20 protein-coding genes are annotated in these 20155 nt (G+C 60.8%); 10 read left to right on the forward strand and 10 right to left on the reverse strand.

Going from position 1 to position 20155, the window contains the following annotated elements; translation table 11 throughout:
- Positions 1–8: 8 nt before the first annotated feature.
- The gene (gene ascF / locus FQK12_RS16265) at positions 9–1451 is read right to left on the reverse strand and encodes a PTS cellobiose/arbutin/salicin transporter subunit IIBC (RefSeq protein WP_014226527.1); all 1443 of its coding nucleotides are present in this window, start codon (positions 1449–1451) and stop codon (positions 9–11) included.
- A gap of 256 nt (positions 1452–1707) precedes the next feature.
- Between ascF and FQK12_RS16275 the strand changes: the two genes are divergently transcribed.
- From FQK12_RS16275 to FQK12_RS16290, 4 genes are all read left to right on the forward strand, one after another.
- Positions 1708–2721: a LacI family DNA-binding transcriptional regulator gene (locus FQK12_RS16275; RefSeq protein ID WP_014226526.1), complete on the forward strand. Its 1014-nt coding sequence runs from the start codon at positions 1708–1710 to the stop codon at positions 2719–2721.
- A gap of 134 nt (positions 2722–2855) precedes the next feature.
- Entirely contained in the window at positions 2856–3383 is a 528-nt protein-coding gene (gene hydN / locus FQK12_RS16280; RefSeq protein ID WP_014226525.1) for an electron transport protein HydN, read from the forward strand.
- A 12-nt stretch (positions 3384–3395) separates the two neighbouring features.
- On the forward strand, positions 3396–5615 hold the full coding sequence (gene hypF / locus FQK12_RS16285; RefSeq protein WP_014226524.1) for a carbamoyltransferase HypF: 2220 nt from the start codon (positions 3396–3398) through the stop codon (positions 5613–5615).
- An 11-nt stretch (positions 5616–5626) separates the two neighbouring features.
- Positions 5627–6640, forward strand: a complete 1014-nt coding sequence (locus FQK12_RS16290) for a HoxN/HupN/NixA family nickel/cobalt transporter (RefSeq protein WP_014226523.1) — start codon at positions 5627–5629, stop codon at positions 6638–6640.
- 232 nt (positions 6641–6872) lie between these two features.
- Here the strand turns inward: FQK12_RS16290 and norW are convergent, their stop codons facing one another.
- Entirely contained in the window at positions 6873–8006 is a 1134-nt protein-coding gene (norW, locus tag FQK12_RS16295) for an NADH:flavorubredoxin reductase NorW (protein ID WP_014226522.1), read from the reverse strand.
- On the reverse strand, positions 8003–9448 hold the full coding sequence (gene norV / locus FQK12_RS16300; protein ID WP_014226521.1) for an anaerobic nitric oxide reductase flavorubredoxin: 1446 nt from the start codon (positions 9446–9448) through the stop codon (positions 8003–8005). The genes norW and norV overlap by 4 nt, the downstream gene beginning before the upstream one ends.
- Before the next feature lie 187 nt (positions 9449–9635).
- Between norV and norR the strand changes: the two genes are divergently transcribed.
- Complete coding sequence (gene norR, locus FQK12_RS16310; protein ID WP_014226520.1) at positions 9636–11180, forward strand: nitric oxide reductase transcriptional regulator NorR; 1545 nt, start codon at positions 9636–9638, stop codon at positions 11178–11180.
- Here norR and gutQ read toward each other — a convergent pair.
- From gutQ to srlA, 7 genes are all read right to left on the reverse strand, one after another.
- Positions 11143–12108, reverse strand: coding sequence for an arabinose-5-phosphate isomerase GutQ (gene gutQ / locus FQK12_RS16315; protein WP_014226519.1), 966 nt, complete (start codon positions 12106–12108; stop codon positions 11143–11145). The two genes, norR and gutQ, sit on opposite strands and share 38 nt — an antisense overlap.
- Complete coding sequence (locus FQK12_RS16320; RefSeq protein WP_004104826.1) at positions 12101–12874, reverse strand: DNA-binding transcriptional repressor; 774 nt, start codon at positions 12872–12874, stop codon at positions 12101–12103. Before FQK12_RS16320 ends, gutQ begins: the two co-directional genes overlap by 8 nt.
- A gap of 68 nt (positions 12875–12942) precedes the next feature.
- Positions 12943–13302 (reverse strand): transcriptional regulator GutM, encoded by a 360-nt coding sequence (gene gutM / locus FQK12_RS16325; RefSeq protein ID WP_004853488.1) that lies wholly within the window; start codon positions 13300–13302, stop codon positions 12943–12945.
- 130 nt (positions 13303–13432) lie between these two features.
- Complete coding sequence (gene srlD / locus FQK12_RS16330) at positions 13433–14212, reverse strand: sorbitol-6-phosphate dehydrogenase (RefSeq protein WP_014226518.1); 780 nt, start codon at positions 14210–14212, stop codon at positions 13433–13435.
- A gap of 17 nt (positions 14213–14229) precedes the next feature.
- Positions 14230–14592, reverse strand: coding sequence for a PTS glucitol/sorbitol transporter subunit IIA (srlB, locus tag FQK12_RS16335; RefSeq protein ID WP_004132227.1), 363 nt, complete (start codon positions 14590–14592; stop codon positions 14230–14232).
- A 13-nt stretch (positions 14593–14605) separates the two neighbouring features.
- Positions 14606–15583, reverse strand: coding sequence for a PTS glucitol/sorbitol transporter subunit IIB (locus tag FQK12_RS16340; RefSeq protein WP_014226517.1), 978 nt, complete (start codon positions 15581–15583; stop codon positions 14606–14608).
- Positions 15580–16143, reverse strand: a complete 564-nt coding sequence (gene srlA / locus FQK12_RS16345) for a PTS glucitol/sorbitol transporter subunit IIC (RefSeq protein ID WP_004104818.1) — start codon at positions 16141–16143, stop codon at positions 15580–15582. Before srlA ends, FQK12_RS16340 begins: the two co-directional genes overlap by 4 nt.
- A gap of 91 nt (positions 16144–16234) precedes the next feature.
- On the opposite strand from srlA, the gene FQK12_RS27325 reads away from it, so the two are divergent.
- From FQK12_RS27325 to FQK12_RS16365, 5 genes are all read left to right on the forward strand, one after another.
- Complete coding sequence (locus tag FQK12_RS27325; protein ID WP_157870111.1) at positions 16235–16372, forward strand: hypothetical protein; 138 nt, start codon at positions 16235–16237, stop codon at positions 16370–16372.
- 33 nt (positions 16373–16405) lie between these two features.
- On the forward strand, positions 16406–17482 hold the full coding sequence (mltB, locus tag FQK12_RS16350) for a lytic murein transglycosylase B (RefSeq protein WP_009651581.1): 1077 nt from the start codon (positions 16406–16408) through the stop codon (positions 17480–17482).
- A gap of 203 nt (positions 17483–17685) precedes the next feature.
- On the forward strand, positions 17686–18396 hold the full coding sequence (locus FQK12_RS16355) for a metal ABC transporter ATP-binding protein (RefSeq protein ID WP_161506263.1): 711 nt from the start codon (positions 17686–17688) through the stop codon (positions 18394–18396).
- Positions 18393–19256, forward strand: a complete 864-nt coding sequence (locus FQK12_RS16360) for a metal ABC transporter permease (RefSeq protein WP_014226515.1) — start codon at positions 18393–18395, stop codon at positions 19254–19256. Before FQK12_RS16355 ends, FQK12_RS16360 begins: the two co-directional genes overlap by 4 nt.
- 8 nt (positions 19257–19264) lie before the next feature.
- A complete protein-coding gene (locus FQK12_RS16365) occupies positions 19265–20143 on the forward strand; it encodes a metal ABC transporter substrate-binding protein (protein WP_014226514.1) in 879 nt (292 codons plus the stop codon).
- Positions 20144–20155 lie beyond the last annotated feature (12 nt).

The raw sequence follows: 20155 nt of genomic DNA on the forward strand, positions 1-20155 counted from the left end.
AATGGTGTTCAGGCGTGAGAAGCCTGGGTGCCGGCCTGGCGCTGTCTGGCGTCGGCGGCGGCTTCTTCTTGCGGAATATCTTCAAAGCCAAGCATTAGCGTCAGGACAAACGACAGCACTACCGCCAGCGCCATGACGCCGAAGACCCAGACGATGGTCATCGGATTGGCCGGGTCGAAAAACTGGACGCTGGTAAACAACCCCGGCGCCGCCATCGAGTGGCTGGCGAGCCCGGCAATGCCGGCCACCGCGCCGCAGATAAAGCCGCTAATCAGGCTGGCGATCAGCGGTCGCTTCAGCCGCACCGCCACGCCGTACAGCGCCGGTTCGGAAATCCCCGCCAGAATCGCGGAAGCCGCGGCCGCCAGCGCCGTCTGGCGCAGCTCCGGGTTTTTGGTTTTCCACGCCACCGCCAGCGACGAACCGCCCAGCGACAGATTAGCGCCGATTTCCGACGGCATTACCATGCCCTCTTTGCCGGTTTCGGCGATGGTCTGAATGATAGTCGGGGTAAAGACCCGGTGCATCCCGGTCATCACCAGCAGCGGCCACAGGGCCCCCATAATCGCCACCGACAGCCAGCCGAGATAGCTGTGGATCGTATAGACCAGCGCGGAAATGGCGCTACCGATCCAGATGCCGAGCGGGCCAATCAGCAGAATCGACAGCGGAGCGGCGATCAGCACGATCAGCATCGGTTTAAGGAAGTTTTTTGTCACCGCCGGGGTGATACGGTCGACCCAGCGTTCGATATAGGAGAGGCACCAGGTCATCACCAGCGCCGGGATCACGGTATAGGTGTATTTCACCGCCGTCACCGGAATAAAGGCGAACTCCACGTGCTCGCCCTGGGCGGCTTTGGCCATCAGCTCGATAAAGCTCGGGTGTACCAGCACCCCGGCAATCGCAATCGCCAGCGACATATTGGTTTTGAACTTCACCGCCGCGGAGGCCGCGACCATCAGCGGCAGGAAGAAGAACGCGCCGTCGCCGATAACCGTCAGAATAGTCAGCGTTGACGCGCCTTTGGGCAGCGCGCCGGTCATCTCGAGGATCATTGCCAGCAGCTTAACCATCGATCCGCCGATAATCGCCGGGATCAGCGGCGACATGGTGCCGATCAGCGCGTCGAGGATCCCGGCGCCGATGCGTTTCAGGGTAATGGGTGGTTTCCCCTGCGGTTCAGCGGGGCGTAGATCCCCCGGCAGCAGCGCGACCACTTCGCGATACGCCTGGGAGACGGTATTGCCCACGATCACCTGGCACTGGTTATCGCTACGCACGACGCCGAGCACGCCTTTCAGCCCTTTGAGGGTGGCGCTGTCGACCCGCTCGTTGTCTTTGACCACGAAACGCAGGCGGGTCATGCAGTGGGTGACGGCGGCAACGTTATCTGCGCCGCCAATTGCCGCGATAATCTGCTGCGCCAGAGCTGCATAATTTTTAGACATCGGATTTTATCCTGTTTATCAATGGGGTACTGGCTTGTCGCCGCGCCGGAAAGCGGAGCGGCATCATGCATACATAGGAAACCGGTTCCACAAAATAATGATTAGTTTCATGAATGCATACAAGAAATAAAAAAATAAGATCTCGATTTTGTGATTTTGATCGCTGTGTGCGCATCAGCGCGGGCGACGCGCAAATGCTGAAAAAGCGCTGCGCGTGCAGTACACTGCGGGCAACATTGGCAACAGGAATAACCACATGGCAACGATGCTGGAGGTAGCGAAGCGCGCGGGGGTGTCAAAGGCCACCGTTTCGCGGGTGCTGTCGGGGAACGGCTATGTCAGCCAGGAGACCAAAGATCGCGTCTTCCAGGCGGTGGCCGAAAGCGGTTACCGGCCGAATCTGCTGGCGCGCAACCTGGCGACGAAAAAGACCCAGACCCTCGGGCTGGTGGTGACCAACACCCTTTATCACGGCGTCTATTTCAGCGAACTGCTTTACCACGTGGCGCGGATGACCGAAGACAAAGGGCGGCAGCTGATCCTCGCCGACGGCAAGCACAGCGCCGAGGAGGAGCGCGAGGCGATTCAGTATCTGCTCGATCTGCGCTGCGATGCGATTATTATCTATCCGCGCTTTCTCAGCGTTGATGAGATGGATGAGATTATCGAAAATCATGAGCGGCCGATCATGGTGCTCAACCGCCGCCTGCGCCGCAACGCCAGCCACTGCGTCTGGTCCGATCAAAAGGCCTCGGCGATGATGGCGGTGGAAAAGCTTATCGCGCTGGGCCATCGGGAAATCGCGTTTATTACCGGTTCGCTGGATTCGCCAACCGGCGTAGAGCGCCTCTCGGGCTATAAAGACGCGCTGGCCCGCGGCGGCATTGCCCTGAATAACGATCTGGTCGTCGAAGGCCGCTGGACGCCGGAAACCGGCGCGGCGGGAGTCGAGACGCTGCGCCAGCGCCGCGTCGGCTACAGCGCACTGGTGGCGAGCAACGACGATATGGCGGTTGGCGCGATGAAGCAGCTGCACCAGCTCGGCGTCAAGGTCCCGGAGCAGGTTTCGGTGGTGGGCTTTGACGATATCGCGCTGGCGCCGTTTATGGTGCCGGCGCTCTCCAGCGTCAAAGTCCCGGTGACGGAGATGATCAAAGAGAGCATCAACCGGCTGATCTTTATGCTCGACGGCGGCGATTTTAAATTTCAGCAAATCTTCCCCGGCGAGCTGATTGAACGCGACTCGATGGTTCCCGGCCCGCACGCCTGACGTCGTCAGCTGTCATCGTCACAACTGACGATGACAGTATCTCCCGTATTTATCTTCTTTAATATCAGTAATATAAAAGTTGGAACGCATTATGCATACTCCGGCGCGTAACCTTCTTACAGCTGGAGAAATGGATGAACCGTTTCATTATCGCCGACGCGAGCAAATGCATCGGCTGCCGCACCTGTGAAGTGGCCTGCGTGGTCTCTCATCAGGAAAATCAGGACTGCGCCGCGCTGACGCCAAAAAGCTTTTTACCGCGTATTCACGTGATCAAAGGCGTCAACGTGTCGACGGCCACCGCCTGCCGTCAGTGCGAGGACGCCCCGTGCGCCAACGTCTGTCCGAACGGCGCGATCAGCCGCGATCGGGGCTTCGTCCACGTGATGCAGGAGCGCTGCATCGGCTGCAAAACCTGCGTGGTGGCCTGTCCCTACGGCGCCATGGAAGTGGTGGTGCGCCCGGTTATCCGCCACAGCGGCGCGGGGCTGAACGTGATGGCGGAAAAAGCCGAAGCCAACAAATGCGACCTTTGCCACCACCGTGAGGAAGGCCCGGCCTGTATGGATGCCTGTCCGACCCACGCGCTGATTTGCGTCGACCGCAACAAGCTCGAACAGATGAATATCGAAAAACGCCGCCGCACCGCGCTGGCCTGGTAAGCCGGTCGCGCAATGAACGGGGTGCAAATCCGCATTCGCGGTAAAGTGCAGGGGGTGGGATTCCGCCCCTTCGTCTGGCAGCTGGCGCAGCAGCTGGAGCTGCGCGGCGACGTGTGCAACGACGGCGACGGCGTGCTGGTGCGCCTTGTCGGCGATGATGCGCCATTTCTCGCCGCGTTAACCCGGCGCTGCCCGCCGCTGGCGCGTATCGACAGCGCGGCAGCGGCGCCTTTTGTCTGGGCCGCGCCGCCGCCGGGCTTTACCATCCGCCAAAGCGGGGCCGGAAGCATGCGCACGCAGATTGTGCCCGATGCCGCTACCTGCCCGGCATGCCTGGCGGAGATGAACAACCCGCGGGAGCGCCGCTACCGCTATCCGTTTATCAACTGCACCCACTGCGGGCCGCGCTTTACCATTATTCGCGCTATGCCATACGACCGCCCGCTGACCTCTATGTCGCCGTTTCCTCTTTGCCCCGCCTGCGCGACGGAATATGGCGATCCCGCCGATCGCCGCTTTCACGCGCAGCCGGTAGCCTGCGCCGAGTGCGGCCCGCAGCTGGAGTGGCGCGGCCCGCAGGAGCATTTATTTGGCGAGGCCGCCTTAGATGCGACGATTGCTCGCCTGCTGGCGGGCGATATTGTGGCGGTGAAGGGGCTGGGCGGTTTCCATCTGCTGTGCGACGCCGGAAACCGCGAGGCCGTGGCGAAGCTGCGGGCGCGTAAGCATCGCCCGGCGAAACCGCTGGCGGTGATGCTGGCGACAACGGCGGGGCTCGATGAACCGGCGCTGACGCTGCTGACCTCTCCCGCCGCGCCGATCGTGCTGCTGGAGAAAACGCAGGTGGCCGGCCTGTGCGACCAGATTGCGCCAGGGCTTGCGGAAGTAGGGGGGATGCTGCCGTCTAATCCACTGCAGCATTTACTTTCGCAGGCGCTGGCGCGCCCATTAGTGATGACCTCCGGCAACCTTAGCGGTCGCCCGCCGGCGTTAACCAACGCCGAGGCGCTGGCGGATTTAGCCGGAATTGCCGACGGATTTCTGCTGCATAATCGCGAGATTGTGCAGCGGATGGATGATTCCGTGGTGCGGCAAAGCGGCGAGATGCTGCGCCGTGCCCGCGGCTACGTGCCGGACGCGCTGGCGCTGCCGCCGGGTTTCCACGACGTACCGCCGCTGCTGGCTCTCGGCGCGGATATGAAAAATACGTTCTGCCTGCTGCGCGGCGATGAAGCGGTGCTCAGCCAGCATTTTGGCGATCTCGATGAGGAGGGCGTCGAGGCGCAGTGGCGGCAGGCGCTGCGTCTGATGCAGGAGATTTACGCTTTTACCCCGCAGCGGGTGGTTGCCGACGCCCATCCCGGCTACCGCGCTTCGCGGTGGGCGGCGTCGCTTATGCTGCCGGTGGACCGCGTGTTGCATCATCATGCCCACGCCGCCGCCTGCCTGGCCGAGCACCGCTGGCCGCGGGAGGGCGGCGACGTGATTGCCCTGATCCTCGACGGTATCGGGATGGGGGAAAACGGCGCGCTGTGGGGCGGCGAGTGCCTGCGGGTCAACTATCGCGAGTGCGAGCATCTCGGCGGTCTGCCGGCGGTGGCGCTGCCCGGCGGCGACCTCGCGGCGCGTCAGCCGTGGCGCAATCTGCTCGCCCACTGCCTGGCCTTCGTCCCCGAGTGGCAGAATTATGCCGACACCGCCGCGCTGCGCCAGCAAAGCTGGCCGCTGCTGGCGCGGGCAATCGAGCGCGGTATTAATGCGCCGCAGGCATCGTCGTGCGGCCGTCTGTTTGACGCCGTCGCCTGCGCGCTGGAGTGCGCGCCGCTAACTCTGAGCTATGAGGGGGAAGCGGCGTGCCGTCTGGAGGCGCTGGCGGCGACCTGCGAAGGAGTTGATCATCCGGTGACCCTGCCGTGGCGCGATGGAAAACTGGATCTGGCGACGTTCTGGCAGCAGTGGCTGAGCTGGCAGGCGAGCCCGGCGCAAAAAGCGTGGGCCTTTCATGATGCGCTGGCCCGCGGGCTGGCGGCGATGATGCGCGATTGCGCGAACGCGCGGAATATTCACACGCTGGCCTTCGGCGGCGGGGTACTGCACAACCGCCTGCTGACGGCGCGATTGACCTTTTATCTGGCCGATTTTACTCTGCTCTTTCCGCAGCAGCTGCCCGCAGGCGATGGCGCGATTGCCCTCGGCCAGGCGGTTATCGCTGCGGCCCGCCTGCAGGCTTAAAGGACACCGATATGATAGTGACGATTTTGCGTCAGCAGCCGCGCGCAGCGGCGCTGGTGCTGGCATTGATTGCCGCCAATTTGCTGACCTGGGGCTGGGCGTTTACGGCGTTCGGCGGCAGCGGCGCGCTGATGGCCGCCAGCCTGCTGGCCTGGGGTTATGGTCTGCGCCACGCGGTGGACGCCGACCATATCGCGGCCATCGACAACGTGACCCGCAAAATGATGCAGCAGGGGAAGCGGCCTTTTGCCGTTGGCGCGTGGTTCTCGCTGGGGCATTCGTCGATTGTGGTGCTGGCTTCGGCGGCGATTGCCGCGACCGCCACCGCGTTTGGCCAGCAGATGAGCTGGTTTCACGAGACCGGCAGCGTTATCGGCACCGCCGTGTCGGCGCTGTTTCTGCTGGTGATGGCCTTTATCAACCTGGTCATTTTGCGCAGCGTCTGGCGCAGCTTTCGGGCGTGGAAGCAGGGCGAAAAGGTAAGCGATGAGGTCATGACCGGCGGCGGCATGATGAGCTGGTTGTTCGGTAAAACCTTCCGCCTGATTAGCCGCAGCTGGCAGATGTATCTGGTGGGCTTTCTGTTTGGCCTCGGCTTTGATACGGCGACGGAAATCGGCGTGCTGGGGATCTCCGCCGCCAGCGCGTCGAGCGGGGTGTCGATTTGGTCGATTATGGTTTTTCCGGCGCTGTTCGCCAGCGGGATGGCGCTGGTGGATACGCTCGATAACGTGCTGATGGTCGGCGCCTACGGCTGGGCGTTCAGCAAGCCGCAGCGCAAGCTCTATTACAATATGACCATTACCGGTACCTCGGTGGTGGTGGCGCTGTTTATCGGCGGTCTGGAAGCGCTGGGGCTGTTGATGGATAAGTTCTCTCTGAGCGGCGGCCTCTGGCGCTGGGTTGGCGCATTGAACGACCATCTCGGCGACGCCGGTTTTGTGGTGGTCGGGCTGTTCGTGGCCTGCTGGGTGCTGTCGGTGCTCAACTACCGCTGGCGCGGGTACGATAATCTGGCGCGGTAGGTTGGGCATTTCCCCGGCTCGCGCTGCGCTTAGCCGGGCTACAGGTTAATGGCCGTCTGCTGGCCGGTAGCCTGGACAGATGCGCAAGCATCGCCTCCGGGAAATTATGCCACTCTGCGCGCTGCTCCCGGGGGCGGCGCAAGGCGCCTGCCCGGGCTACTGCCGTCTGAGATCCGGTAGCCCGGGTAAGGCGTTTACGCCGCGACCCGGGAATAACCTCATTTCATCGAGGTTAACTCACCAGCTGCTTGAGCAGAGCAAAAGCATCTTTCATGCGATCCTCGCTGACCACAAAAGCGCGCAGCTGGTTCTCGGCGTCAACGCCTTTCGCGACCAGGCCGTCTTTGGCGGCAACGATATTCCACGTCAGATCCTCGCGCCGGGTATCGCCCGCCAGGTGCAGCGGTAAATCCGGCGTTTTGACCTTCACCAGCATCGGCGGCAGCTTCAGTTCTCCCTGCTGGGCCAGCAGATTTTTACTCAGGCACATGGCGCTTAGCAGAATCGGCTGCAGAAAAGGCAGGACCATGCCGTTGATTTCCGCGCAGTCGCCGAGGGCGTAAATCGCCGGATGGCTGGTTTGCAGCTGGCTGTTCACCACCACGCCGCGGTGAGTTTTCAACCCCGCATGCCGCGCCAGCGCCGTTTCCGGGCGTAAACCGGCGGCGGCCACCACCGCATCCACCGTCATCGTACGCTGGCGGTCAAGGGTGACGCGAATCCCGTCGGCGCTCTGCGTCAGGCTTTCCAGCTGGGACTTCAGCATCAGATCCACGCCCATGTCGGTCAGACGATGCTGCAGTCGGCTGCTGGCCTCGGGCGGCATCAGGGCCGACAGTACGCTGGCGGAGTTATCCACCACCGTCACCGCTTTGCCGGCGCGGCAGAAATCCATCGCCAGCTCGCAGCCAATCAGCCCGCCGCCGACGATCAGCACCCTTTTTGCATCGCGCAGCTGGCTTTGCGCCGCACCGTATTCCCGCTGGCTGTTCAGGGTCAGCATCAGCTCGCGGCCCGGCACCGGTGGGATAAACGGCGTCGCGCCGGTGGCAAGCACCAGTTTGTCATAGCGCCACTCGCGGTCCTGGCTCTTCACCAGGTGCTGCTCGGCGTCGATATCGCTGACCCAGGTATGCGGAAACAGGCGCAGATTGTACTGCTCGGCAAACTCGCCCGCCGTTTGCAGGGTCAGGTCGTCGGCGTTCTGCCCGCGGCTGACCACATGGCTGAGATCCGGTTTGTTGTACTCATCCATGCTGTCGGCGGCGATCAGGGTCAGCGGGATATTCGGGTCCTGCTTGCGAATATTTTTCACCAGCTGACGGGCCGCGAAGCCCGAGCCGATGATGACGATGCCATCACTCATTTTGCCTCCGATGCCAGAACGTCAAACACATCTTTACCCAGCGAACACTCAGGGCAGAGGAAGTTATCCGGGACTTCGCTCCACGGCGTACCCGGCTGGACGTCCTGGTTCGGTTCGCCCTGTTCGGGGTCGTAAATCCACTGGCAAACGCTACACTGCATTTTCGGGCCGAGATCGGCTGCCGCTGGCGCTGCGCAGGGCGTTGCCTCAGGCGCGGCGTGCTTGGCATGGCTCGCCGGCAGCGGGGAGAGGGCCCACTGGCGGGCGATTTCTCGGCCGTGCTCGCGGCACACTTCCAGCGCGTCGAGATCCGGGCGCCATTTGGCCTTCAGGCTCAGGGACATTTCAAAGCCCGCATCCTGTAAACGCGTGGACAGGCGGTCAACCGCGCCGCCGCTCCAGCCGTGGGAGCCGAAGGCGCTGGCGCGCTTGTTACGGAAACGCAGGCCGGTCATCTCCTCCACCAGCCCGGCGATTTTCGGCATCATCACGTTATTCATGGTTGAGGTGCCGACCAGCACGCCCTTCGAGCGGAACACGTTGGTCAGGATTTCATTTTTATCGCTGCGGGCGACGTTGAAAATTTTCACCGCCACGCGCGGATCCACGTCGGTAATGCCCTGGGCTATCGCGTCGGCCATCATGCGGGTGTTGTTGGACATGGTGTCGTAGAAAATCGTGATGCGGTCTTCCTGATAATCCGCCGCCCACTCAAGATATTTTTCGACGATCTGCGTCGGGTTATCGCGCCAGACCACGCCGTGGGAGGTGGCAATCATATCCACCGGCAGGTTAAAGCCGAGGATTTCGGTAATTTTCGGCGTCACCAGGCGGCTGAACGGGGTCAGAATATTGGCATAGTAGCGCTGGCACTGCTCATAAAGCTCAACCTGGTCAACTTCATCATTAAACAGATGTTCATCGCAGTAGTGCTGGCCGAAGGCGTCGTTGCTGAACAGCACCGCGTCGCCGGTCATATAGGTCATCATGCTATCCGGCCAGTGCAGCATCGGGGTTTCGACAAAAATCAGCTGCTTGCCGTTGCCGATATCCAGGCTGTCGCCGGTTTTCACCACCTTAAAATTCCACTCCGGGTGATGATGGTGTCCGGTGATGGAGTCGATGGCGTTGGCGGTACAGTAAATCGGCGTGTCCGGGATCTGGGTCATCAGCTCGGTCAGCGCGCCGGCATGGTCTTCCTCAGCATGGTTGATAATGATGTAATCAATATCGGCGAGGTCGATTTCACCGCGCAGGTTCTGCACGAATTCACGGCTGAATTTATGATCGACGGTATCGATCAGCACATTTTTTTCTTCCCGGATGAGATAGCTGTTGTAGCTGCTGCCGCGCAGCGTTTTGTATTCAGTCCCGTGGAAATCACGCACTTCCCAGTCGCGTTGGCCAACCCAATGAATGTTATTTTTAACCAGAATAGACATAGCAACCTCAATTAATTCAGCAGTGTTCAAATAAGATGTTTTGCTTATATCAAGTTGCGTGCCAACTTTTTAATTAATTGAATTTTAAGTGTTTTATGTTTTTTATTAAATCTGTTGATGTCAAAATGACAATAGTTAAAATAGTCGATATGACTACGTTTGGTGTCAAAATGACTATGAGGCGACAATGAGTTTCTCCGTCGAGGCCCTGGCGAAAATCGCCATTGATTTACAAAGCGATCTCGGCCATGCCGACCGTTTTTCGCGTTTGATTACCACCCTGCGGCAGATACTCGGCTGCGATGCTTCGGCGCTGCTGCGCTACGAGGCGCACCAGTTTGTGCCGCTGGCGATTGATGGCCTGGCCCAGGACGTGCTTGGCCGACGCTTTGCCCTTGAAGGCCACCCGCGGCTGGAGGCGATTGCCCGGGCGGGGGACGTGGTGCGCTTCCCGGCGGATAGCGATCTGCCGGACCCTTACGATGGCCTGATCCCCGGGCAGGAGAGCCTGAAGGTGCACGCCTGCGTCGGCCTGCCGCTGTTTGCCGGGCAAACCCTGATCGGCGCGCTCACCCTCGACGGTATGGATGCGGACCGTTTTGACAGCTTCAGCGACGAGGAGCTGCGCCTGATTGCCGCCCTGGTGGCCGGGGCGCTCAATAACGCGCTGCTGATCGCCCGGCTGGAGAATCAAAACGTGCTGCCGGAGCAGGCTATCGTGTATCCGGCAGCCGAACGTCAGGAGATGATTGGCCTGTCGGCGCCGATGCTGCAGCTGAAAAAAGAGATCGATATCGTCGCGGCTTCTGACTTAAACGTGCTGATTAGCGGCGAGACCGGCACCGGCAAAGAGCTGGTGGCGAAAGCGGTGCATCAGGGGTCGCCGCGGGCGGCCAATCCGCTGGTCTATCTCAACTGCGCGGCCCTGCCGGAGAGCGTGGCGGAGAGCGAGCTGTTTGGCCACGTCAAAGGGGCGTTTACCGGGGCGATCAGCAACCGCAGCGGTAAATTTGAAATGGCGGACAACGGGACGCTGTTCCTCGATGAAATTGGCGAGCTTTCGCTGGCGCTCCAGGCCAAGCTGCTGCGGGTGCTGCAGTATGGCGATATTCAGCGCGTCGGCGACGATCGCAGCCTGCGGGTTGATGTGCGGGTGCTGGCGGCCACCAACCGCGACCTGCGTCAGGAGGTGGTGGAGGGGCGCTTTCGCGCCGACCTGTATCATCGCCTGAGCGTGTTTCCTCTGTCGGTTCCGGCGCTGCGCGAGCGGGAAAGTGATGTGGTGCTGCTGGCCGGCTATTTTTGCGAACAGTGCCGTTTGCGCATGGGGCTGGCGCAGGTGATTTTAAGCGAAGCGACTCGGGCCAGGCTGCTCGCCTGGTCATGGCCGGGCAACGTACGCGAACTGGAGCACGCGATTCATCGGGCGGTGGTGCTGGCGCGGGCGACGCAGGCGGGTAATGATATCGTGCTGGAGCCGCAGCATTTTCAGCTGGCCGGGGAAGCGCCGGCCTTGCCGACCGTCAGCCCGCAGCCGGCGGCGGAAGCGGTGAGCCTGCGCGAGGCGACGGAGGCGTTCCAGCGCGAAGCGATCGCCAGCGCGCTGGCTGCTAATGGCCGCAGCTGGGCCGCCGCCGCCCGCGCGCTGGGGCTCGACGTCGCCAACCTGCACCGGCTGGCGAAGCGTCTGGGGCTTAAAGGATCCCGGCCTGATAAAAGTTCTGCAGGTTAATCGCGCCGACCAGCTGGCCGCTTTCATCCACCACCGGAGCGGCGCTGATTTTATGCTTCATCAGGCGCTCTTTGGCTTCTATCGCGCGGCTTTCCGCTTGCAGAGTGACGCCGTTGCGGGTCATCGCCTGGCTGACGATATCCTGTAAGCTGCCGCCGCCCACCAGCCAGCGGCGCAGGTCGCCGTCGGTAAAGACGCCCTGCACGTGGTTGCGCTCATCGCAGACCGCCACCAGCCCCAGGCCGGTGCGGCTGAGTTCGAGCATCGCGTCCATGACGCTGGTGTCGTTGGCGACGCGCGGCACGTCGCCGTCGCGGCGCATCAGATGGTGAACTTTGTTCAGCAGCCGCGCGCCCAGCGCGCCGGCCGGGTGCGAACGGGCGAAATCTTCTTCGTTAAAGCCGCGGGCCTGCATGACCGCCATGGCCAGCGCGTCGCCGAGCATCAGGGTATTGACGGTGCTGGAGGTGGGCGCGAGGTGCATCGGGCAGGCTTCACGCTCTACGGCAATATCAAGCACCGCTTTGGCCGCCAGCGCCAGCGGTGAAGTGGATTTACCGGTCATCGCCAGCAGCGGAATAGATTTTTCCTCCAGGCGCGGAACGATAAGATCCAGCTCTTTAGCGCTGCCGGAGTAGGAGATAAACAGCATCACGTCGCGGCTGTCGAGCATGCCGAGGTCGCCGTGCAGCGCTTCCGCCGGGTGAACAAAAAATGCCGGGGTGCCGGTGCTGGCGAAGGTGGCGGCCAGCTTTTTACCAATATGACCCGATTTACCGATACCGGAGACGACCAGTTTGCCCTCGCAGTGGATAATGGTTTCCGCCGCGCGGATGAAGTCGTCGCCCAGGCGTTCAGGCAGGCGGCTCGCCTCCTGAAGCTCCAGCATCAGGGTCTGGCGTCCGGCTTCTAACAGAAAGTTACTCATGATGTTCTCCAGTAATAATGACTTCGATGCCTTTGTCTTCCAGCGCCCGCTTAAATTCCGGGCTGATATCGGCATCGGTAATCAGTTTGTCTACGCTCTCCAGGCCGCAGACGATATTGGGACTTTTGCGGCCAAACTTCGACGAGTCGGCCATCAGGATAACTTCGCGGGCGGCATTGCACATCGCTTTGCTGACCGTATAAACCTCATTAAAGGTGGTGACGCCGGCGATTAAATCAATGCCGTCGGTGCCCATAAACAGTCGATCGAAGCTGAAGTGTTCGAAGGCGTTTTCCGCCAGCTGGCCGTGAAAGGAGGCCGATTTTTTGCGGAACGTGCCGCCCGGCATCAGAATGGTTTGTTCGTTATCCAGTTCGGAGAGGGCGTTGACGATATGCAGGCTGTTGGTCATCACGGTAATGTTATTGAAGCGGCTGAGCATCGGCACCATTTGCAGCACCGTGCTGCCGGCGTCAAGAATGATCGAGTCGCCATCGTGAATGAAGCTGACCGCGGCTTCGGCAATCCGCTCTTTTTTATGGGTGTTGATCAGCGTTTTGTGGTCGATGGGCGGATCGGCCTCGTCTTTATTTAACACCACGCCGCCGTAAGTGCGGATAACGGTACCGGCATTCTCAAGGATCACCAGATCCTTACGGATGGTGGTGCCGGTGGTGTCGAAGTGTTGCGCCAGCTCTTCGACCGAGCATTTGCCCTGCGATTGCAGGTGCTCGAGAATGGCTGCCTGGCGCTGACGTGGTTTCATAGGCGTTGTATCCTGCGTTTAAAGTTTCGAAATGATAATTTCGCAAGATATTAACGTTCACAACGAAATTATCCATGTTTCGGATTAAGCGCTAATGATAGTGCATTCTGACAGAGCGGATCATTGGGAAAGATCACATCAGGCTGCAATTCCTTAAGATGCTTACCGGTGAGGGCGGGAATTTTTTGCGGCCTGGCGAAGACGGTGAGGCCTTTCATTAACAGCGTATCGCGAATGCGGTCGTTTTCGTCGACGGCGATGGCGACGACGGCGCGCGGCTTGAACCGCCCCGAGGAGCGGCCGACGCCGACGCGTCCCTGCTGGCACAGCCGATCGAATGCGCGATTGAACTGCCTGATTTGCCAGCCGCCAAAGGCGAGCTGGGTTATCCAGGCGATGGCGGCGACGGTGATAAGTGCGGTAACCATAAAAGTCTCCTTAAGGTGTGTGCGATATTTCCCCGGAGGGCGACGAGTTGCGCCTTACCCGGGCTACGGATCGGCGCGGGGTGCCGGTTTTGTAGCCCGGATAAGCGCAGCGCAATCCGGGACCTCTGGTTTAAAACATCACCTGCCCGCCGGTGACGTTGATGGACTGCCCGGTGCAGTATGAAGCCTGCGGACTGGCGTAAAACATCAGCACGTTAAGTACGTCCTGGTAATCGCAGCCGCGCTTCAGCGGGACTTTGTCGATGTAATACTGCTCGACCTGCTCCTCCGGGATCCCCAGCTTGGTGGCGTACTGCGGCAGCAGAGACTGGAACATCGGCGACTTCAGCAGGTTGCCGAGCATCAGGGAGTGCACGGTAATCCCGTACTCCGCGAGGTCCAGCGCCAGCGACTGCGTCAGCCCCACGCCGCCAAACTTCGCCGCGCTATAGCCGGAGTTATGCTTGCTGCCCACTTTGCCGGATTTAGAGTTGATCTGAATGATGCGTCCTTTAATGCCGTCGCGGATCATCAGGCGGGAAAACTCGCGGGCGCAGAGGAAGTAGCCCACCAGATTCACCTGCAGCGAACGGTCGAAATCCCCCAGCGCGAAGTCGCTGATAAACGCCGCTTTAGCGATCCCGGCGCTATAGACCAGCAGGTCGACGCGGGAAAATATTTCGTCTACCCCGCGGGCGAGGGCGACCACGCTGGCTTCGCTGGTGGCGTCCGCGCCGAAGCCCCACGCCGTGCCTTCGCCATGTTCTGCATTGATGGCCTGCGCGACGCGGGTCGCTTTATCGCTCTGAATATCGACCACCGCCACGCGATAGCCTTCTGCGGCAAGCCCGCGACACAGAAACTCCCCTAAGGTTTGTCCCCCACCGATGACAACAGCAACCTGATTCATAATTTTCTCCTTACAACTTAAGCAACAAATTTCAGTACGCAGCCGGCGGCGATGCCTTCCGGCACCGGCCCCGCCACGTGTACGGTTCCGGGGAATTCCGCTTCGCGGTGGCCGTCAAAGCGCAGCGTGATATGGCCCAGCTCGCGCAGGTTCTGCTCGGCGACGTCGCCGACGGCGGTGACCGGGTAGCGCAGCTCGCCGAGCTGCAGCTCAGCGCCCGGCACCAGCGCGCCGGAGAGCTCGCCGTGGTTGTGAATAAAGCAGTACTCTTCGATATCGGCCGGGGCGCCTTCGCGGAAGGTGATCAGCATCTGCTCGTCCAGCGCCATCGCCGCGCTGGCGCCGATATGCGTAATGGTGGTCTGGTAAATCACGGTCATCTTCAGGCACCTCTTATTGGTAAATAAATCCGGAAACGAACCAGGCGATCAGCACCGTTGGCGCGCCGGTCAGGAAGCGGCTCACCAGTACCGACGGTACGCCGACGCGCACGGTGTCCTGGCGCGCTTCCGCCAGCGACAGGCCAACCGGGATAAAGTCGCAGGCGGCCTGGGCGTTAATGGCGAACAGCGCGGGCAGGGCGAGATGCGGCGGAATATTGCCAAGGCCAATCTGCACGCCAATCAGCACGCCGATAACCTGGGCGATGACCGCGCCGGGGCCGAGAAACGGCGACAGCAGCGGGAAAGAGCAGATCAGCGCCAGGGTGACGAGGCCCAGCGGATGGCTGGCGAGCGGCGCCAGGCCGTGGGCAATCCAGTCGCCGATGCCGGAGGCCATGATGATGCCGATCAGCGCCGCGACGAAGGCCATAAACGGCAGAATGGTTTTCAGCACCGTATCGATGGTGTCGCGCCCGGCCTGGAACAGCACCGCCACGACCGAGCCCATCCCCATACCAACTTTGGCCAGCAGGCCGTCGCTCTGCTCGGTTATTTTCTTGCTGGTGTCATAGTCGCGGGCCGCCGGCTGGGCAGGCGCGGCCTGCGGGGCCGGGGAGGGACCCTCTTCCAGCGCGAAAATGTTCTCTTCTTTGACGCCGGAAACGTAAATGTCTTCGACGATGTACTGCGCCAGCGGACCCGATTTGCCGGTCGCGTGGATATTAATGGTCGGGATGCGGCGCTTCGGGTAGATACCGCAGCGCAGGGTGCCGCCGCAGTCGATAATCGCCACGCCGATTTCCGCTTCCGGCGGTTCGCCCTCTTTGAAGCCATCGACCGCCTGCCAGCCGGTGAGGCGGGCGATTTTATCGACGATCGCCGGGCGGGTGCCCGCGGTGATATAGACAATCTTTTTACCGGCAACGGCGTCCAGTTCGAGCGGGCCGCCCCAGCCGCCGGCGCCTTTTTCAATGCGAATACGGGTCATGATGTCGCTCCTGACAGATGCACTTTCTGCTCAAGCTGGATGGCCATTTTTTTCTCAAAAATCGACGTGGTCAGGTCGGTCACCCAGCCGCGGAAGAAGTTCGTCACCAGGCCCACCAGCAGATAGCTCACCGCCAGCGGCCCTAACGGCAGACCGAGGGTGGTTAGCCCGTTGGCGATCCCCAGATAGACGAACAGTTCGCCGGGGTTGATGTGCGGAAACAGGCCGTTCATTGAGTGGCAGCTGTAGGAGGCCGCCGCGTAGTAGCTCGGTTTGTATTTCTCGGGCATAAAGCGCCCAAGGCTCAGGGTCATCGGGTTACAGAAAACGAAGGTGCCGATGCAGGGCAGCAGCAGGTAGCGGGAGATCGGATTACCGGCGCAGCGCTGCGCCAGCTTTTCGATCCGCTGCTGACCAATAAAGTTGATCAGCGCGTTCATGATCACCAGCAGACTGATCAGCAAAGGCAGGATCCCGGTGACCATACCGGTGAACACCTCGCCTCCCTTCTGAAACAGGCCGATAAACCATTCGGCGCCGTGGGTAACGACTTCAATCATTGTTCTCTCCTTCAGCGTGTTATTTTTCTTGCTAACTGGCAGCTAATTTTAATCATTTTAAAAGGTTTGAAATTGTTATATTGATCGCAAAATGAAAGATAAATATTTTATTTTGAAAGATTGTGGCTGGAGTGAACGAAGGATCCGGCGGGGCGAGAGGAAAAAGGGCGATAAAAAAGAATTTACATTGCCGCCGCTTCCTTGTGAGCGGGCGCATGCTTTACCATAATTACCCCTTGCCGATTTGTTAAATGGATGTCCCATGTTGAAGCGTCGTTCCCTGGCTTTACTCCCCCTGTGCGTTCTCCTCGCTGCCTGCAGCAGCAAACCTCAAACTCCTGCGGAAAAGGAAATGGCGGGCGGCACGGGCGGTTTTTTACTCGAGCCGCAGCATAACGTGATGGAGATGAGCGGCGATTTCGCCAATAACCCGGCGGCGGAACAGTTCATTGATAAAATGGTGAGCAAGCACGGCTTCGACCGACAGCAGCTGCATCAAATTCTCTCGCAGGCCAAACGCCTGGACTATGTGCTGCGTCTGATGGACCGCCAGGCGCCCACCGGGCTGCCGCCGTCAGGGCCAAACGGCGCCTGGCTGCGCTACAAAAAACAGTTTATTACCCCGGATAACGTGCAGAACGGCGTGGCATTCTGGAACCAGTATCAGGATGCGCTCAACCGCGCGTACCAGGTTTACGGCGTGCCGCCGGAAATTATCGTCGGGATTATTGGCGTCGAGACCCGCTGGGGCCGGGTGATGGGGAAAACCCGCATCCTTGATGCGCTGGCGACGCTGTCATTTAACTATCCGCGCCGCGCAGAATACTTCTCCAGCGAGCTGGAAACGTTCCTGCTGATGGCGCGCAGCGAACAGGATGACCCGCTCGATCTGAAAGGCTCCTTCGCCGGCGCGATGGGCTACGGTCAGTTTATGCCCTCTTCTTACAGGCAGTACGCGGTGGACTTTAACGGCGACGGGCATATCAACCTGTGGGATCCGGTCGATGCGATCGGCAGCGTAGCGAACTACTTCAAGCAGCACGGCTGGGTGAGCGGCGATCTGGTTGCGGTACAGGCGCTGGGCCAGGCGCCTGGGCTGAACAATGGGTTCAAAACCAAATACAGCGTCTCGCAGCTGGCGGCGGCGGGACTTACCCCGACTCAGCCGCTGGGTAACCACCAGCAGGCGAGCCTGCTGCGTCTGGATATCGGCACAGGCTACCAGTACTGGTACGGTCTGCCGAACTTCTACACTATTACCCGCTATAACCACAGCACCCATTACGCGATGGCCGTCTGGCAGCTCGGTCTGGCGGTTTCTCAGGCCCGGATGCAGTAATCCCGTCTTCTGTGCTCCTCTCCGTCCGGAGAGGAGTCTGTAACATTTTGCAGCATTTCCTTTTGTTGACGCCAATTTACATTCCGCGCTTCTTTTAATATTGTTATGTTATAACGTTTTATTGAGGCGTAAACATTGACTTCCTTATTGATGACTTCAGGCATCGCCCGGCTGGCGATGGCCGGCGTGCTGCTGGCCGCCCTGTGGCTGGCAACCTGGTGGGCGGTATCGCTGCCATGATAGAGCTCGATCATCTGGTGGCTGGCTATGAAGGGCTGGCGATCGCGCCGTCCCTTAGCGGCACGATTGCAACGGGGAGTATGACGGCTATCGTCGGCCTGAACGGCTGCGGGAAATCGACGCTGTTAAAGACGCTGGCCGGATTTATCCCGCCGGTCAGCGGCCGCCTGAACTGGCGCGACGGACGGCCGGTTATCGGCTGGCTGGCGCAGCGGCATGCGCTGGAGTCGCAGTTTCCGCTCACGGTGCAGGATGTCGTCAGCCAGGGGGCCTGGCCGCAGGTATCGTTGCTGCGCGGGCTCGGGGGGGAGGTGCGCCAGCGTATCGTCGCGGCCATAGCGCGGGTGGGGCTGCTAGCGATGGCGAAAACGCCGATTGAGGCGCTCTCCGGCGGCCAGTTTCAGCGCATGCTCTTCGCGAGGGTGATGGTGCAGCGCGCGCCGCTGGTGATGCTCGACGAACCGTTTACCGGCATCGACGAAGCCACCTGCCGTGAGCTGATGGCGCTGATCCTGGAAATGCATCAGCAGGGGCAGACGATTCTGGCGGTGCTGCACGATAACCAGCGGGTCGCCGACTATTTCCCGGAAACGATGCTGCTGACGCCGCAGCGCGCCCGCTGGGGCAGTACGCCTGATGTGCTGCCCGCCTTTCACTCCGCGAGGCTGGCATGATCTGGCACACCTTCATTCAGCCCTTTATCGAGTTTGGCTTTATGCGCCGCGCGCTGGTGGTGTGCCTGGCGCTCTCCCTGAGCACGACCATGCTCGGCGTCTTCTTACTTTTACGCCGCATGAGCCTGATGGGCGATGCGCTCTCGCATGCGATTTTGCCCGGCGTGGCGGTGGGCTACCTGCTTAACGGGATGTCGCTGCTGGCGATGACCGTCGGGGGTTTTATTGCCGGCATTGCGGTGGCGCTGGTGGCGGGGTGGGTCAGCCGACGCACGCTTTTAAAAGAGGATGCCAGCTTTGCCGGATTTTATCTCGGCTCCCTGGCGCTGGGCGTCACGCTGGTCTCGCTGCGCGGCTCTAACGTCGACCTGCTGCATCTGCTGTTCGGCTCGATTCTGGCGGTAGACCGCGATTCGGCGCTGTTTGTGACCGGCGTTGCCAGCCTGACGCTGATTTGCATCGCCCTGTTTTATCGCGGCCTGGTCAGCGAAGCCTTCGACAGCGTCTGGCTTCAGGTGAATGCGCGAAGAGTGCCTGCGCTGCTGCACGGCCTGTTCCTCGCCCTGCTGGTGCTCAATCTGGTGGCCGGGTTTCAGGTGCTCGGCACGCTGATGGCGGTGGGGGTCATGATGCTGCCCGCGGTCGCGGCGCGCTGCTGGGCGCGGACGCTGCCGGGCATTCTGCTGCTGGCGGCGCTGATGGGCGGTTTTTGCGCGTGGATGGGGCTGAGCCTGTCGTGGGCGGCGAATTTGCCTGCCGGACCCGCCATTGTGCTGACCGCCAGCGGCCTCTTTTTTGTATCGGTGTTTTTTGGCTCGCGCAGCCGGCTGGTTGTCGGCTGGCGTAAATTAATGGGGTAAGGACAATGATGAAACGTACCGGGATATGGCTGGCGCTGGCGCTGGGTCTGGCATCGCACGGGGTGATGGCGAAAACGCTAAACGTGGTGAGCAGTTTTTCCGTGTTGGGCGATATGGTGCAGCAGATTGGCGGCGAACATGTGCATGTGGATACGCTAGTGGGGCCGGACGGCGATCCGCATACCTTCGAGCCCTCGCCGAAAGACAGCGCGCTGCTGAACAACGCCGATGTGGTGGTGGTCAACGGCCTGGGGCTGGAGGGCTGGCTGGACCGGCTGATTAAAGCATCCGGGTTCAAAGGCGAGCTGGTGGTGGCTTCCCGCGGAGTCAAAACCCACACGCTTGAAGAAGATGGCGCAACGGTAACCGATCCGCATGCGTGGAACAGCGCCGCGAACGGTGCGCTGTACGCGCAGAATATCCTCAACGGCCTGGTGAAAGCCGACCCGGAAGATAAGTTGGCGTTGGAGGCCTCCGGCAAGCGCTATATCAGCCAGCTTAACGAGATCGATCGCTGGGCTAAAAGCCAGTTCACCGCCATTCCACAGGCAAAGCGTAAGGTTCTGACCAGCCATGATGCTTTCGGCTATTTTGGCCGCGCCTATGGCGTGACTTTCCTCGCGCCGCAGGGGCTATCTTCGGAAAGTGAGGCCAGCGCGGCGCAGGTGGCGGCATTAATTCGACAAATTAAAGCCGACGAGGTGCATACCTGGTTTATGGAAAATCAGCTTGATCCAAGACTGGTTAAACAGATTGCCAGCGCGACGGGCGCGCAGCCGGGAGGAGAGCTCTACCCTGAAGCCCTCTCTCAACCGGGCGGCGTGGCGGACAGCTACGTGAAAATGCTGCGTCACAACGTGGAGCTGATCGCGGCGAGTATGAAATAAATAAAAACCGGC

This window comes from Klebsiella sp. ME-303, from assembly GCF_007910085.1.
Taxonomy (GTDB): domain Bacteria; phylum Pseudomonadota; class Gammaproteobacteria; order Enterobacterales; family Enterobacteriaceae; genus Klebsiella; species Klebsiella michiganensis.

Bases quoted from the DNA above. Each gene is read 5' to 3' on its own strand.
- ascF (WP_014226527.1), bottom strand. From the start codon at position 1,451: ATGTCTAAAAATTATGCAGCTCTGGCGCAGCAGATTATCGCGGCAATT.
- FQK12_RS16275 (WP_014226526.1), top strand. From the start codon at position 1,708: ATGGCAACGATGCTGGAGGTAGCGAAGCGCGCGGGGGTGTCAAAGGCC.
- hydN (WP_014226525.1), top strand. From the start codon at position 2,856: ATGAACCGTTTCATTATCGCCGACGCGAGCAAATGCATCGGCTGCCGC.
- hypF (WP_014226524.1), top strand. From the start codon at position 3,396: ATGAACGGGGTGCAAATCCGCATTCGCGGTAAAGTGCAGGGGGTGGGA.
- FQK12_RS16290 (WP_014226523.1), top strand. From the start codon at position 5,627: ATGATAGTGACGATTTTGCGTCAGCAGCCGCGCGCAGCGGCGCTGGTG.
- norW (WP_014226522.1), bottom strand. From the start codon at position 8,006: ATGAGTGATGGCATCGTCATCATCGGCTCGGGCTTCGCGGCCCGTCAG.
- norV (WP_014226521.1), bottom strand. From the start codon at position 9,448: ATGTCTATTCTGGTTAAAAATAACATTCATTGGGTTGGCCAACGCGAC.
- norR (WP_014226520.1), top strand. From the start codon at position 9,636: ATGAGTTTCTCCGTCGAGGCCCTGGCGAAAATCGCCATTGATTTACAA.
- gutQ (WP_014226519.1), bottom strand. From the start codon at position 12,108: ATGAGTAACTTTCTGTTAGAAGCCGGACGCCAGACCCTGATGCTGGAG.
- FQK12_RS16320 (WP_004104826.1), bottom strand. From the start codon at position 12,874: ATGAAACCACGTCAGCGCCAGGCAGCCATTCTCGAGCACCTGCAATCG.
- gutM (WP_004853488.1), bottom strand. From the start codon at position 13,302: ATGGTTACCGCACTTATCACCGTCGCCGCCATCGCCTGGATAACCCAG.
- srlD (WP_014226518.1), bottom strand. From the start codon at position 14,212: ATGAATCAGGTTGCTGTTGTCATCGGTGGGGGACAAACCTTAGGGGAG.
- srlB (WP_004132227.1), bottom strand. From the start codon at position 14,592: ATGACCGTGATTTACCAGACCACCATTACGCATATCGGCGCCAGCGCG.
- FQK12_RS16340 (WP_014226517.1), bottom strand. From the start codon at position 15,583: ATGACCCGTATTCGCATTGAAAAAGGCGCCGGCGGCTGGGGCGGCCCG.
- srlA (WP_004104818.1), bottom strand. From the start codon at position 16,143: ATGATTGAAGTCGTTACCCACGGCGCCGAATGGTTTATCGGCCTGTTT.
- FQK12_RS27325 (WP_157870111.1), top strand. From the start codon at position 16,235: ATGAAAGATAAATATTTTATTTTGAAAGATTGTGGCTGGAGTGAACGA.
- mltB (WP_009651581.1), top strand. From the start codon at position 16,406: ATGTTGAAGCGTCGTTCCCTGGCTTTACTCCCCCTGTGCGTTCTCCTC.
- FQK12_RS16360 (WP_014226515.1), top strand. From the start codon at position 18,393: ATGATCTGGCACACCTTCATTCAGCCCTTTATCGAGTTTGGCTTTATG.
- FQK12_RS16365 (WP_014226514.1), top strand. From the start codon at position 19,265: ATGAAACGTACCGGGATATGGCTGGCGCTGGCGCTGGGTCTGGCATCG.